General features: G+C 39.5%; 16 protein-coding genes. 12 read left to right on the forward strand and 4 right to left on the reverse strand.

What is annotated here, in order from left to right; all coding sequences use genetic code 11:
• Position 1: 1 nt before the first annotated feature.
• Both IWX76_RS02810 and IWX76_RS02815 read right to left on the reverse strand, forming a co-directional pair.
• A complete protein-coding gene (locus tag IWX76_RS02810; RefSeq protein ID WP_196858335.1) occupies positions 2 to 643 on the reverse strand; it encodes a DUF6266 family protein in 642 nt (213 codons plus the stop codon).
• 484 nt (positions 644 to 1,127) lie between these two features.
• Positions 1,128 to 1,340, reverse strand: a complete 213-nt coding sequence (locus tag IWX76_RS02815) for a helix-turn-helix domain-containing protein (protein WP_196858337.1) — start codon at positions 1,338 to 1,340, stop codon at positions 1,128 to 1,130.
• 157 nt (positions 1,341 to 1,497) lie between these two features.
• Here IWX76_RS02815 and IWX76_RS02820 point away from each other — a divergent pair, with 157 nt between their 5' ends.
• Both IWX76_RS02820 and IWX76_RS02825 read left to right on the forward strand, forming a co-directional pair.
• Positions 1,498 to 2,091, forward strand: coding sequence for a Crp/Fnr family transcriptional regulator (locus IWX76_RS02820; RefSeq protein ID WP_196858339.1), 594 nt, complete (start codon positions 1,498 to 1,500; stop codon positions 2,089 to 2,091).
• A 165-nt stretch (positions 2,092 to 2,256) separates the two neighbouring features.
• Positions 2,257 to 2,691, forward strand: coding sequence for a helix-turn-helix domain-containing protein (locus tag IWX76_RS02825; RefSeq protein WP_196858341.1), 435 nt, complete (start codon positions 2,257 to 2,259; stop codon positions 2,689 to 2,691).
• Between the two features lie 173 nt (positions 2,692 to 2,864).
• Here IWX76_RS02825 and IWX76_RS02830 read toward each other — a convergent pair whose 3' ends face one another.
• On the reverse strand, positions 2,865 to 3,176 hold the full coding sequence (locus IWX76_RS02830; RefSeq protein ID WP_196858343.1) for a DUF4113 domain-containing protein: 312 nt from the start codon (positions 3,174 to 3,176) through the stop codon (positions 2,865 to 2,867).
• 290 nt (positions 3,177 to 3,466) lie between these two features.
• On the opposite strand from IWX76_RS02830, the gene IWX76_RS02835 reads away from it, so the two are divergent.
• Both IWX76_RS02835 and IWX76_RS02840 read left to right on the forward strand, forming a co-directional pair.
• Positions 3,467 to 4,375: a helix-turn-helix domain-containing protein gene (locus tag IWX76_RS02835; RefSeq protein ID WP_196858345.1), complete on the forward strand. Its 909-nt coding sequence runs from the start codon at positions 3,467 to 3,469 to the stop codon at positions 4,373 to 4,375.
• A 79-nt stretch (positions 4,376 to 4,454) separates the two neighbouring features.
• Entirely contained in the window at positions 4,455 to 5,276 is an 822-nt protein-coding gene (locus tag IWX76_RS02840; RefSeq protein ID WP_196858347.1) for an SDR family oxidoreductase, read from the forward strand.
• A 218-nt stretch (positions 5,277 to 5,494) separates the two neighbouring features.
• Here IWX76_RS02840 and IWX76_RS02845 read toward each other — a convergent pair whose 3' ends face one another.
• On the reverse strand, positions 5,495 to 6,376 hold the full coding sequence (locus tag IWX76_RS02845) for an alpha/beta hydrolase family protein (RefSeq protein WP_196858349.1): 882 nt from the start codon (positions 6,374 to 6,376) through the stop codon (positions 5,495 to 5,497).
• Positions 6,377 to 6,632: 256 nt separating this feature from the next.
• On the opposite strand from IWX76_RS02845, the gene IWX76_RS02850 reads away from it, so the two are divergent.
• The 8 genes from IWX76_RS02850 to egtB all read left to right on the forward strand — a co-directional run bounded on the left by IWX76_RS02850 (position 6,633) and on the right by egtB (position 12,910).
• On the forward strand, positions 6,633 to 7,235 hold the full coding sequence (locus IWX76_RS02850) for a Crp/Fnr family transcriptional regulator (protein WP_196858350.1): 603 nt from the start codon (positions 6,633 to 6,635) through the stop codon (positions 7,233 to 7,235).
• Positions 7,236 to 7,328: 93 nt separating this feature from the next.
• Positions 7,329 to 7,919: a PPC domain-containing DNA-binding protein gene (locus IWX76_RS02855; protein WP_196858352.1), complete on the forward strand. Its 591-nt coding sequence runs from the start codon at positions 7,329 to 7,331 to the stop codon at positions 7,917 to 7,919.
• A gap of 233 nt (positions 7,920 to 8,152) precedes the next feature.
• Positions 8,153 to 8,932 carry an alpha/beta fold hydrolase gene (locus tag IWX76_RS02860; RefSeq protein WP_196858354.1) on the forward strand — a complete coding sequence of 260 codons (780 nt, stop codon included), beginning with the start codon at positions 8,153 to 8,155 and terminating at the stop codon, positions 8,930 to 8,932.
• A 31-nt stretch (positions 8,933 to 8,963) separates the two neighbouring features.
• Entirely contained in the window at positions 8,964 to 9,320 is a 357-nt protein-coding gene (locus tag IWX76_RS02865) for a nuclear transport factor 2 family protein (protein ID WP_196858356.1), read from the forward strand.
• An 11-nt stretch (positions 9,321 to 9,331) separates the two neighbouring features.
• A complete protein-coding gene (locus IWX76_RS02870; RefSeq protein WP_196858357.1) occupies positions 9,332 to 9,715 on the forward strand; it encodes a YybH family protein in 384 nt (127 codons plus the stop codon).
• Positions 9,716 to 9,731: 16 nt separating this feature from the next.
• On the forward strand, positions 9,732 to 10,703 hold the full coding sequence (locus IWX76_RS02875; protein WP_196858359.1) for a zinc-binding alcohol dehydrogenase family protein: 972 nt from the start codon (positions 9,732 to 9,734) through the stop codon (positions 10,701 to 10,703).
• A gap of 3 nt (positions 10,704 to 10,706) precedes the next feature.
• Positions 10,707 to 11,702, forward strand: a complete 996-nt coding sequence (egtD, locus tag IWX76_RS02880) for an L-histidine N(alpha)-methyltransferase (RefSeq protein ID WP_196858361.1) — start codon at positions 10,707 to 10,709, stop codon at positions 11,700 to 11,702.
• 44 nt (positions 11,703 to 11,746) lie between these two features.
• On the forward strand, positions 11,747 to 12,910 hold the full coding sequence (gene egtB / locus IWX76_RS02885; protein ID WP_196858363.1) for an ergothioneine biosynthesis protein EgtB: 1,164 nt from the start codon (positions 11,747 to 11,749) through the stop codon (positions 12,908 to 12,910).
• Positions 12,911 to 12,982: the final 72 nt, after the last annotated feature.

A 12,982-nucleotide genomic window follows, 5' to 3' on the forward strand; every position in this document is an offset into this window, starting at 1 on the left:
TTCATACGGCAATGAATTTACCCAGAAACTGGCTGTCCGACACCTGTAGTTGATTTAAAGCATATAACCCTACATAAACAGCAATCTCTTTTCCAACCATTTTAGAGCTGAACTTAAACGTAAGGTGTGCATCGTCACGCATAGTGCCACCAATAAATCCATCAGCTAAACCTATTTCCGTACACAAAATAGCCACCATCAGTTGATCATCATACGCATAGTTCCTACTCAAATAGTCAACCTCCCATGAAATTTCAAGCGTTTGTGAAGTCATTTGTGTAATCACTACCTGTTCCAATTGGTCAAGTCTGCCCTCGCTTATCGTTATCTTTTCATAATCAACAACAAAATCTGGGTAAACACCCCTCAAAGCCTCATTATAGTTTTTGCTATAACCTACATTGTATTCGGTTCTATACTTAGCCTTGTGATAAAACCCCGCCGTAAAATAGGGCGATAAAGGTTTAATCAGCTGGTGTACAAACTTAAATTTCTCTTGTACTGCTATTTGTGCAGCTGTTCGTGGTTTTTTGTTTTTTTCCGACGCCTCGCGCACATAATTAATACCTTTCCACGTGGAAGCTACTACTCCACTAATTTTTCCGGTAATGGGTCCGAAAAGCCCTTGATGTAAAATTGCCATATTCGTTAGTTTTGATTGATTAATTGTTTCGTTTTTACAAAGACCCTATTGTGCGTTGGCCAGTTCCTGAAATTAGCTGCAATGAGGTGTTGGCTGTCTGTATATCTGCTGTATATTCCGTGTACGTTTTCGCGAACCAGATATAGAGGAGATATAGAGCGGACAACCTTTTGATAAACATAATTTACCAGCCGTAGCCGAGTCATTCTCTTCTTAATATTTTCCATTTTCTTTATGATTAGAATTCGAAAGTATTTGATGAAATGTGAAAAACCTAGGCACCAAACCTAATTGACTGGTTTTGACCGGGTTTTTTGCAAAATTGACCGGATTTGACCGATCACAACAACGCAAGTATTTAACTTGTAAAAGATTTTATTATAAATCATTTTACTCATTGAATAATATTACTACCTTGCGTGTTACAACAACCAAATATTAACGCTCATGAAAACCTTTCCAAGAATGACCACTAGACTTGTGATTACAACATCCGCTCTAAATCAGATTTCCGATAATAGTGTTTGTTTCCGATTAGCTGCGATTCGATAAGATTTCTCTTCCTCCAGCGGTATAAGGTGCTATCACCCACATGCAATAAGCGCTTAGCGTCGGCATTATCCATCAACTCATCGCTTATAATTAATTCTGTGACAACAGCGTTTTCTGATAGACGATTTTGAATATCGTGGAGCATTTTTATCATCTCTACGAGCAGGTTGAAAATCTTTATTAGCATAAGAACACAATAATAAATTAAAGTTTAAAGAATAATCACACTCACTTTACAGTTCCTACACAATATTAAATTAACCCTAACCAAATAAAAACCAATTAATATTAGAAAAATCCTTATGCATTTTACATCTTTCATTAACCACCTGAAACCGCATGGCCCGCTGTCTGATAGCCTGATCAACGACCTTCGCAATCGTTGCGAATACTTTAATGTGCCAGACAAGTCCACACTCATTGTGCCTGGCCAAGTTTCAAAATACATTTATTTTATCAATGAAGGTTTGTTAAGGACATACCATATAGCTGAATCTCAGGAGGACACCATGGGTTTTTCTGGTCCTAATGAATTCATAGCCGATGGCCATGGGTTTTTAAACAACACCCTATCTGAAATTGGCGTGGTATGCCACTCAAAAGCCTCAGGAGTAAAAATTAGGCATCATGAATGGAAAATACTGTGTGAGGATAATCCGATGTTTTTGAATTTATCAAGAAACATTTTACTTCAACAGCTCCTCAAATTGGAACGTGAATCGGTGATTTATAGGACAAAAGATACGAAGGAAAAGATTGAGCAGCTTTGCAGGTTGTTTCCCGGCATCACGGATATCGTAGCCCGCAGACATATTGGGAATTTCTTTGGAACTACTGAACAAGGCATCTCTAATATTATTTCCCAAATGAGGAAATGCTCTGAAAAAACCAACTGAAGTGAGGTGCAGTGCCCTGCGTAACCTCATTTAAATTGGAAGACCATATTTACCAATCCGTCGATTTTGATGATGATAGTTGAGTAACTCAAATTTGGAATTGAATAACCAGTTAAGATAAAGTAGCAATTTTATTAAAAATAATTAAAATCAATTAACTACACTATGAATAATTTAGGAGAACGAATCAAACATTACAGGCATAAAAAAGAATGGTCTCAATCAATTGCTGCAAATTTACTAGGCATATCCATACCCGCCTTCTCAAAAATCGAAACTAACATAACCATAGTCACAATAGTTAGGTTACGCCAAATAGCAGACGTATTAGAGGTTCCCATAAATATACTGTTAGGTGATGTATTTGGAAATAAACATAACACTGAAATTGCAGCGTTGGAAAAAAGCCTGACAGAACAAGCTAGTAGATTACTTGCCCTTCGATATAAAATAATTGCCCTTCATGACGAGCTACAGGAAATTAAATCTAATAAATTTATGGACAAGCAGGTTGCACACCCCAATGTTGATTCCGACCTGTCATTTACTGACCTATTGATAGGCAATATAAATTCTGGCTTATCATTGATTAACCTTTAACCGCAGCCACATTTATTTCTATAAATCAACCGGGTTTATTTCTTTAGCTAACCAGAATGGCTCACTGAATATATCGAGAATTTCCGGCATGCGGTGCTTGGGGTACTGGACTTTTCAAAAAGACTGATTAACTTCGGTATTTAAAACGTGTACCGTGTGCACATAATTCTGATTTAAGTTACTTTGATAATGTCAGACCAGCTAGTTGTATAGGATTTACTAAGAAACTTACGCCGCATGGCCCATTTCTGTTCTTTGCCTTCTGCTGCAATTCTTAACGTACCAGTGCCGTAATGTTTATTGATGTCGTCCATAACTTTGCTCAATTTATCGTTAAGTGATCCATTCCATTGGCTAAACATATTTAGCTGCAATTCTGTTTCGGGAATAAGTCCGGTTGCCATTACTTCCACCTTTTGGAATAAATATTCTTTACGGTAAATCGCTTTTAATCCGAACAAAGCAGCTTTCACCAGGTCCTGCATGTTATTAACCTGATGAGATCGCCAGCTGGTGACGCAAAGCCGGTAACCTGTCCAGGATTTTCTAAGAGTTCAAGTAATCGATCCCGGTTTGGTAAGTTATTCTTTAGCATAGATGTGGTGTTTAACAGCGGCAAAATTACTAATATTTTTAGCATTAAGGTGTGCTGTTGATAACTTGTAATAGTGCAGCATTCAATATGCCTTGAGAAGGTTTTACGTATTGTGCCGAAGAAGATGCTACAAACAAGGAGGCTTTGTAAATTCGTCCACCAAATTTATTATGTTTGTTTATGGTCCAACAGCAAACCCTTGACAATTATTCGTCGTCAGTACCAGAGACTGTAAAAACCGACAAACGAATAGGTGGATATTTCGTTGCGATAAAACTTGACGAGTTTTCTGCGGAAAGCATCGAGGCTTCGAGTATTTATAGCCGCAAGGATTTTTATAAGGTCACATTGGCAACCGGACATGCAACATTTCATAGCATGAACAAGGAATATCAGATTAGGCCAGATCAGAGTGCACTGATTTTCACCAACCGCGAAGTACCCTATCGCTGGGAAGTTCTATCCGAGAAATGCAGTGGTTACAGTTGCATGTTCACTGAAGACTTCTTACCATCGCAAAGTTACCTGAGGAAGTCTGATTGGACAGTATTCGACACAAATAGCCAATCAATTTTCCCTTTGGATAATGCACAAAAGGATTTTTTCACCAATCTTTTCTTGAAAATGATTGCTGAACAAGAATCATCCTATAAATACAAGTACGATCTTCTTCTTCTATATGTTCTGGAGTGCATACATGCTGCAATGAAAATGGCACCAGGTTTAGAATCGCAGGGACACACTGCATCAGATCGGCTAAACGAGTCTTTCAAAATGTTACTCGCTGGTCAATTTCCGATGGTTACACCATCACAGCGGATAAAACTTCGAACTGCACAGGCCTTTGCTGACCAGCTAGCAGTTCATACCAACCATTTGAACCGGTCACTAAAAGCGGTTACCGGATACACAACTAAAAAACTGATTATGGAGCGAATCATGCAGGAAGCCAACGCGCTGCTGCTATATTCTGACTGGACTGTCAGTCAGATCAGCTATAGTCTAGGATTTGATGAACCTACACATTTTACACAAGCTTTTAAATTACATACAGGGAGGACACCTTCTGGTGTCAGACAAAATGTTTGATTTTCGATAGTATTCGTTTGTAAAGCGTCCTAATTCACTCCCTAGCGAGCGGTAACTTTGTTTTATAAATATTATACAAATGAAAACATGGTTCATCACAGGTACGTCTTCTGGCTTGGGACGTTTACTTACAGAAAAATTATTAGATCAAGGTCATCGGGTAGCTGCTACCTTACGCAAGCCAGAGTTGTTAAACGAACTTATAGCGAAATATGGTGATCAGTTATGGATTGCTCAACTTGATGTTACCCATACGCAATCTATTAAAAGTGTGGTAGATAAAGCATTTGCCGATCTAGGCCAGATTGACGTGATTGTAAATAACGCTGGCTACGCACTTTTTTGCGCTGCTGAAGAAGCTTCTGACGATCAAATCATCCAACAGATTAATACGAACGTCATTGGTTCAATACAAATTATACGATCCGCATTACCTCATCTGCGAGCACAGGGTGGCGGCCGAATCTTACAAGTATCATCAGCGGGTGGACAGACCACTTACCCTAATTTTAGCTATTATCACACCTCAAAGTGGGCAATAGAAGGTTTTTGCGAAACATTGGCGCAGGAAGTAAGTCTTTTTAACATCAGAGTAACTATCGTAGAACCAGGGGCGCATAAAACTGATTTTGGTGGAGGTATGGTTACGGCTCCTGTTCTTGAGGCTTATGATCAGACACCCGCAGGGTATGTTCGCCGCTTAGTGGATAGCGGCACATTTCCATTGACGGGCGATCCTGATAAAACAGTTCAGGCCATGATAAACGTAGTAGATGCCACTACAGCACCCCTTAGATTGGCTTTAGGAAAGGATGCTTATACCGACATACGCGCCTCACTTTTATCGCGTCTGGTCGAACTGGATGCACAGAAGGAATTGGCTTTATCGAGCATTGTCTAGTCAATACAAATCTCTTTTAATACTTCAAATTTGTACGATAAAGCTATTAGGTTGGTTGGCTCAAACATCTCCGTTTTAATATTGATTTGAAGAAGTACGTTATTCGCGATTGGATAACGTACTATTTGTATTTTATAATAAAACCAGGATTGTGATAAGGACATGTATTTAAATTTAGCACATATTGATTACGCTTAATTGTTACTCATGGCTTGTCCTTACATACCGCTACTCATGGACTTAATCCATTGAATAGCAAAGTTAACTGGCTCCTTTGAATTTGAGAATGCAGTATTGTGGCCAAATTCTGAGAATAATTTATACTTATATGGCTTTCCTATTGCTTTAAGAGCTTCGATTCTTTCTATGGATAAACCTACTGGAACTTGTATATCTTTTCCTCCATAGAGCCAAAGCCCGGGAATCGTAAGCAAGGAAAGCACTTCACGCGGATCAGTAGGCGCAAATTGATACTTGTCAGGGTCATTACTTATATGTTCACGTGCATCAGCTTCACTATGCGTTTCCCAGAATTTCGAATCGCCGTTCGTATAAAACTGAAACCGAAGTTGTTCGAGGGTTGTGATAACAGGTCCACTAAATATTGTGATAAATTTTACCTTTCGGTTTTTTTCTGCAGTCAGAGGAATTACCCACCCAGCCTGACTAAAGCCCATTAAGCCCAACGGTATCCGTGTAGTGGTCAGATGAATCAAGAGCTCATCAGTGGCGGCGCTTGCGTCTATAGCTAATAGGTCTAAATTTGAAGCATCAATGTTATTAGTGCCAACTTCCGGTCCGGCATATATTCCGCCAGATTTCCCTACCCCACGTTTGTCGTAGGTCAATACTGCAATGCCGTTTTCGGCTAAAAGTGAAGCGAAACTATTCATTCTGGTTTCCTGACCAGATCCATGGACCAGGACTAGCGCGGCAACCGTATGTTTAGGTATAAAAATAGAGCCTTCCAAAATCACACCAGCACTATTGAACTTAACATTTTCAGTCTTAAATTCTTCACTATGAATAGAATCAGAAGTTTTTTGTCCAAATGATCTTAGACTGAGACAGCAAAGCAAAAGAAATAAATATGGTTTCATTGTTGGTAAATTAAGGGGTTTTCTCTAAGACAACATAGTAAACGAGAAAGTTACATTTTATCTTATTAAACGGCCATCTACCATAACTATAACAGAATATATTATCATTTAAGGGTGGAATTCATAGATGATTCCAAAACCAAGGTTTATTAATAAAATAAAGACTTAGTCGTTTCAGAGGATTAGACAATTGTTATAAAGGTTGCGTAATCTCTATTTGATAAGTATTAATTTAGCACCTTATTAATTTCTTCGAATGTTAGATCCTAAGCAAATTTCTACAGAGATATTAATTGAATCTTTTAAAAAGGTCTTTCCGTTGACTGCAAAAGAGAAAGAGGAATTAATAGCTCGTTTCACCGAACGTCATGTTAAGCGACGCGGCTTCATTCTGCAACAAGGAGATGTATGCAAGCATTTTACATTTATTGTGTCTGGATGCTTTAAAATGTTCGCTATGGATCAGGCTGGCAAAGAACATAATTTGCAGTTTGCCTCAGAAAACGACTGGATAGCTGACTTAGCAAGCTTTTATGCACAAAAAGCCAGCGGTGTTTATATTGAAGCCATGGAGCCTGCTGTGGTGCTTCAGATCCAACATAATGATTTGTTGAGCCTGTATACCGGCTATCATAAATTTGACCGTAACTTTAGAATCATTGTAGAGAGAAAATACATCGAGTTACAGAACCGGGTTTTACAAAACATCAGCATTACAGCTGAACTGCGATATCAAACCTTTCTGGAACAATACCCACACTTAGCCAACCGGCTACCTAATACGCAAATCGCTTCTTACTTGGGTATCACTCCAGAATTTTTGAGTAAGATTAGAAAAGGCCTAGTTCACAAAACCTGATCCTTAACTTAGTTTAAGGGCATTTCTTAAGATAGTTAATAGGGGAATTCTCTTTGCCCTGCCGACCTTTGCATTGTACAAAAGAACGTAACAATGAAAAGATTAATGAATAGGAAAGCTTCTTTGCTGTCATGGAAGTTTGCAATAGTTGGAATACTAGCGAGTGTGGCATTCAGTGCCCATGCCCAGGAATATGTAACGCCTACTGATCCACCTCAACCTGGCAAAGCGCCAGGCGCAAAGGTTCGGTTATTAAGCACGAACGGAGCAACAAAAAATTATATCATGGTGCTTTCTCCAGGCGACGAATTAATGTCGGGTCTTGCTGCATTTGCCGAGCAATATCAAGTAAAATATGCACATTACACTGGCTTTGGGGATGCAACTTCAGCAAAATTTGGCTGGTTTGAAGCCAGTCGTAAAATGTTTAAGTCAGTGCCTGTCAACGAACCATCAGAAGTTACCTCCATGACTGGTGACATTTCCTTATATAAAAACAAAACCCTAGCGCACACTCATTTAAGCACAGCCATTCAGGATGGTAGCGTTCACGGTGGACACCTGTTTGAATTGATCGTTGGTCCTACGTTCCAGGTAATCATCACCGTTGAGCCTACGCCGATTTATAAAAAAATAAATCATGAGTTTAACGCCCTTGTTGTTGATCCAACCCTGAAAAAGTAAATTACTTAAACTAGTATAAGGGCATTTCTTAAGAAAGTTCATAGGGTAACATACATTAATAGGAAGACCTTTGTAAGACTAAAGTTTAAAGCTTTGTGCATTAAAAAAAACTAAATACACCGACTTTTATAATGAAAATACAGAATTTAAATATCAAATCTTTCCTATTCATACTGCTTAGCTTTTTGGCTTTAAAGGGAAATTCCCAAGACCTAAATCAGTTAAGGTACTTTATGCATTCAGGGACAATGCCAGCCAGTGAAATACCATACGGTAATAATCCTAAAGCAGGCCATTATCTACAAACCGGTGATGCCAGGATTTATTATGAATTATATGGAAAAGGAAAACCGCTAGTGATTCTGCATGGAGGAATAGTTGGATCTACCTACGAAATGGGTCAATTAATAGATAGCCTTTCCAAAAGGCATCAGGTCATCGCTATATCCACCAGAGGACATGGAAAATCAGAAATGGGTAAAGATAGACCAACTTACCAGCGTAAAGCAGAGGACGTTCATGCAATTATTAATGCGGTCACCAAAGACAGTGCGACTGTTTTAGGGTTCAGTGATGGTGCTTACACAGGTTATTTTCTTGCGGCAATGCATCCTGAAAAAGTAAGAAAACTAATTGCCATTGGTGCTGGAGAGTGGAAACAAGGCTTTCGTACCTTCAACAATACCAGAGAGATTCTTTTTGGAATGGACAGCCTTTACTTTAATCAACAGCTTGAATTAAGCCCAGAACCACGACGGTTTGACGAATGGTTAAGCACAATGAACAAATACTATAGTTCCTTAAATATAGGCAAAGAAACTTTAGGAAAGATCCAATGTCCGGTCTTGGTGATGGCCGGTGAAAAAGATCAAAATGCGCCATTGGAAACTGTTTTAGCAGCATACAAAATGATTCCCCGCGCACAATTGGGTATCATCCCTAATGCACCGCATCCTGCCTTTTTAGTGAACTTTCCTGCAGTTTGGGGAAGCATCCTCCCCTTTCTAAATTAAAGAATAGATAAATCAGTTTAAAAAAATAAAAATGGAAATTAAAGAAATAACAAGCCAGGTGTTAACACATCACCTAACAGCCTTCGGAAGCAACGACCTTGACGAAATCATGAAAGATTATACCGAAGATTCAGTATTATTTACACCAACAGGGCCATTGAGCGGGTTGGCAGCCATCAGGAATTTCTTTGAGGCGTTTTTCTTCGCTATCCCAACCGGTTCTGCTTTTGAAATGATACAGTTAAGTGTAAAGGATCATGTTGCTTATATTGTATGGACAAGCGAATCCTCCATTGCAAAAATACCAGTCGGCACTGACACCTTTATTCTTGAAGGTGATAAGATCAAATACCATACGGTAGCTGATTACAGATTAAATAATAATTAATTTTAAGAAAGATGAGTACGCAAATCGAAAAATCGACAGTTGAACAACTAATTTCTTCTTATGCAGAAGCGGTGAATAAAGGAAATCGCCAGGCGATCTCAGCGTTCTATACCCAAGATGGTTTACTAATACCTGAAGGGTTTAAACCCGTACCGCAAGGAAATAGCAATGACAAGTATTTTGCCAATACCGGTGTTCAAATTGGTTTTACCGTGAAAGAAGTAATTGTTGAAGGAAACTATGCTTTTGTAGAGGCACAAGCCAACACAAAGTTGACTGATCTCAAAAACAATCAGGAACTTAAGAGAAAAACAAGAGACCTGTTTATCCTAAGGAATACAGATGGTGACTGGAAAATATTCCGTTACATATTCAATAGTAAAAACAAAGCTTAACCCTCATATACGGACTATGAAAGCAGCAGTGTTGTACCAGCCTGGTGGGCCTGAAAATTTCGTTTTGGAAGAAAGGATTGTGCCTGGAGTTAATGAAGGCCAGGTACTCATCAAGGTGAAAGCTTTTGGGCTTAACCGCTCAGAGCTGATGACAAGAAAGGGTTTTTCTCCAGGAGTAAAATTCCCAAGGGTTCTTGGAATCGAGTGTGTTGGCGAAGTGGAAAGTGATCCGTCAGGAGAATTTAAAAAAGGCCAAAGCGTTGCTGCTTTTATGGGAGGTATGGGCAGAGATTTTGATGGAAGTTATGCTGAATATACCGTTGTACCAAGGTCGCTCGTTATCCCTTTTGATAGCATGTTAACCTGGGACAAATTAGGCGCAATGCCTGAAATGTTCCAGACCGTTTATGGTTCTCTTCATCTGGCACTAAAAATTCAGAAGGGAGAAACCATACTGATCAGAGGGGGAACATCTTCTATCGGCATGCTTGCCACTCAGCTAGCAAAACAACAGGGCTTAATTGTACTAGCAACTACCAGAAACCCTGCAAAACAAGGCTTACTATTAAGCAATGGGGCGGATCATGCACTTATTGACGACGGTCATTTGACTACGAAAATTAAAGCTATTTTTCCCAAAGGTGTTGATAAAGTACTTGACCTGGTAGGCACACTCTCCTTGAAAGACTCCCTTCTCTGCACTGTTCAGTTTGGAACGGTGTGTATGACAGGGATGTTGGCCGAGCAATGGTCACTGAGTGATTTTGCACCGATGGATTTTATTCCAGCTACCGTTCATCTTACTGTTTATGATAGCGGTCAAATCAGCGTAGGTATACAACACTTTCAGCAGTTTATACGCGATGTGGAAGCTGGAAAGATTCGCCTTAATCTAAATCGCACCTTCCATATCGATGATATAGCAGAAGCCCACCGTACTATGGAAAGCAATGCTGGCGCAGGAAAAATTGTTGTTTTAACAAATTAATCAATGCTATTAACTTCCAATAAATTTACCGACTTACAAGTGCTATCCCCTATTCAACTGAATACACGTTTTTTGGAAGATGTCCTAACAGGTTTGAACAGCTTGCCAAAAAGACTAGAGGCAAAATATTTCTACGACAAAACCGGAGACCTGCTGTTTCAGAAAATCATGGGTTGCGAGGAATACTATGTCACCCGCGCTGAAGCAGAAATTTTTCAAACTCATAGAGGCGCAATAGCCACAGCCTTAACGGAGGACTTCGCCGAGTTTGACCTCATCGAACTTGGAGCAGGTGATGCGACTAAAACGATCTACCTACTACGTGAATTGCAACAGATGAACGCTGATTTCAACTATCTTCCAGTAGATATTTCGGAAGCAATGATTCACCATTTATCGCAAGAACTTCCAGTAAAGATCCCTGGATTAGTTGTCAGGGGCCTACATGGAGAATACCTTGAAATGTTAAAAAAGGCCGGCCAGATTGCGAAGAGAAGCAAGGTTGTTCTATTCCTTGGCGGCAATATTGGAAATATGAACCGTCAGGACGCACTTAATTTTCTTAAAAAAGTTAGGATAAACCTCAATAAAGGAGACAAAATGCTTATCGGCATTGATCTGAAAAAAGATCCTGACACGATACTTTCTGCTTATGATGATTCATCTGGTTATACGCGTGCTTTTAACTTGAATCTTTTAGCTCGAATTAACCGAGAATTGAATGGATCATTTGATATAGATCAGTTTGTACATTACCCTTCCTATGACCCCATTTCCGGAGAATGTAAAAGTTTCCTCGTTAGCCAGCAAAATCAAGAGGTACATATATCAAATGAGGTTATTCATTTCAAAAAAGGTGAAGTCATCTATATGGAACTTTCTCAAAAATATGATCTACAGGAAATCAATGATATAGCCACTGCTGCAGGATTTGTGTCCAGGTCAATCTTCACAGATAGCAGAGCGTGGTTTATTGACGCCATATGGGAATGCGTTTAACATGATCCAGCTATTAAAAATGTAACAGCTATTTAAATAAAACTATGAGCAACCTCCTCCTATTGGACAAATATAAAAATATCAGGCAAAGGACTGAGCAAATCTGCAGACCACTGGAAAAAGAGGATTATGTAGTTCAGCCCATAGTGGATGTTAGTCCCCCTAAATGGCACCTTGGGCACACCAGCTGGTTCTTTGAAACCTTCATTCTCAAACAATATTTTGAGGGGTACACGGAATTTAACAACCAGTATAATTACGTGTTTAACAGTTATTATGAAACTGTTGGTGCACGGGTTATTCGCACAGATCGCGGAAACCTGAGTCGCCCTTCTGTTGATGATGTTTATGAGTACCGAAAATACGTAAACGAGTTCATGGAACTACTTCTTGGCTCAGCAGAACTTTCTTCTTCACTCACCGAGCTGATTACATTAGGGCTAAACCATGAGCAGCAGCACCAGGAGCTTCTGCTTACCGACATCAAGTACATTCTTGGTCATAACCCCCTGTTTCCTGCCTATACTACTTCAAATGCAAATGTTGATGTAGACTTAACCCGCACAGGAGAATTTGTAACAATTAAAGAAGGTGTTTATGAAATTGGATTTCAGGGTAACGGATTTTGCTTTGATAATGAATTAGGACGGCATAAAGTCTATGTTCAGGAGGTTGAAATTTCAAGGGATCTTGTAACTAATGCCGAATATCTTGAATTTATCAATGATGGGGGCTATCAGGACTTTAAGCACTGGCACGCCGAAGGTTGGGATTGGGTTAAGCATAATCAGGCAAAAGCTCCTTTGTACTGGCATTTCGTTAATGGCGAATGGATGAACTATACGCTTCAGGGATTAGAAAATGTAGCGGCGGATGCTGCACTTTGCCACATTAATTTTTATGAAGCTGCAGCTTTTGCCTCATGGAAAGGAATGCGCCTGCCTACTGAGGCTGAGTGGGAGATTGCCTCAAACGAACTTAGTTGGGGATCAAGGTGGGAATGGACAGGTAGTGCATATTTACCCTATCCCAATTTTTCAAAAGCCCCGGGCGCGATTGGTGAGTATAACGGGAAGTTCATGGTGAACCAAATGGTACTTAGAGGAGCTTCTGTTGCCACATCAGCGCATCATAGCAGAAGTACTTACCGAAACTTTTTTCAGCCCCAGCATCAATGGCAATTTACCGGAATAAGACTTGTCCGTTGAATGAGTGTGCTTGTCTAATATTAATAACAAGGCCTGTCAGATTTTAGATACTGACAGGCCGTTTTTTATCTA

Source organism: Pedobacter sp. CAN_A7 (assembly GCF_015752175.1).
Classification (GTDB): domain Bacteria; phylum Bacteroidota; class Bacteroidia; order Sphingobacteriales; family Sphingobacteriaceae; genus Pedobacter.

Bases quoted from the DNA above. Each gene is read 5' to 3' on its own strand.
- IWX76_RS02840 (WP_196858347.1), top strand. From the start codon at position 4,455: ATGAAAACATGGTTCATCACAGGTACGTCTTCTGGCTTGGGACGTTTA.
- IWX76_RS02870 (WP_196858357.1), top strand. From the start codon at position 9,332: ATGAGTACGCAAATCGAAAAATCGACAGTTGAACAACTAATTTCTTCT.
- IWX76_RS02825 (WP_196858341.1), top strand. From the start codon at position 2,257: ATGAATAATTTAGGAGAACGAATCAAACATTACAGGCATAAAAAAGAA.
- IWX76_RS02865 (WP_196858356.1), top strand. From the start codon at position 8,964: ATGGAAATTAAAGAAATAACAAGCCAGGTGTTAACACATCACCTAACA.
- IWX76_RS02810 (WP_196858335.1), bottom strand. From the start codon at position 643: ATGGCAATTTTACATCAAGGGCTTTTCGGACCCATTACCGGAAAAATT.
- IWX76_RS02820 (WP_196858339.1), top strand. From the start codon at position 1,498: ATGCATTTTACATCTTTCATTAACCACCTGAAACCGCATGGCCCGCTG.
- egtD (WP_196858361.1), top strand. From the start codon at position 10,707: ATGCTATTAACTTCCAATAAATTTACCGACTTACAAGTGCTATCCCCT.
- IWX76_RS02830 (WP_196858343.1), bottom strand. From the start codon at position 3,176: ATGCAGGACCTGGTGAAAGCTGCTTTGTTCGGATTAAAAGCGATTTAC.
- egtB (WP_196858363.1), top strand. From the start codon at position 11,747: ATGAGCAACCTCCTCCTATTGGACAAATATAAAAATATCAGGCAAAGG.
- IWX76_RS02855 (WP_196858352.1), top strand. From the start codon at position 7,329: ATGAAAAGATTAATGAATAGGAAAGCTTCTTTGCTGTCATGGAAGTTT.
- IWX76_RS02815 (WP_196858337.1), bottom strand. From the start codon at position 1,340: ATGCTCCACGATATTCAAAATCGTCTATCAGAAAACGCTGTTGTCACA.
- IWX76_RS02845 (WP_196858349.1), bottom strand. From the start codon at position 6,376: ATGAAACCATATTTATTTCTTTTGCTTTGCTGTCTCAGTCTAAGATCA.
- IWX76_RS02875 (WP_196858359.1), top strand. From the start codon at position 9,732: ATGAAAGCAGCAGTGTTGTACCAGCCTGGTGGGCCTGAAAATTTCGTT.
- IWX76_RS02860 (WP_196858354.1), top strand. From the start codon at position 8,153: ATGCATTCAGGGACAATGCCAGCCAGTGAAATACCATACGGTAATAAT.
- IWX76_RS02835 (WP_196858345.1), top strand. From the start codon at position 3,467: ATGGTCCAACAGCAAACCCTTGACAATTATTCGTCGTCAGTACCAGAG.
- IWX76_RS02850 (WP_196858350.1), top strand. From the start codon at position 6,633: ATGTTAGATCCTAAGCAAATTTCTACAGAGATATTAATTGAATCTTTT.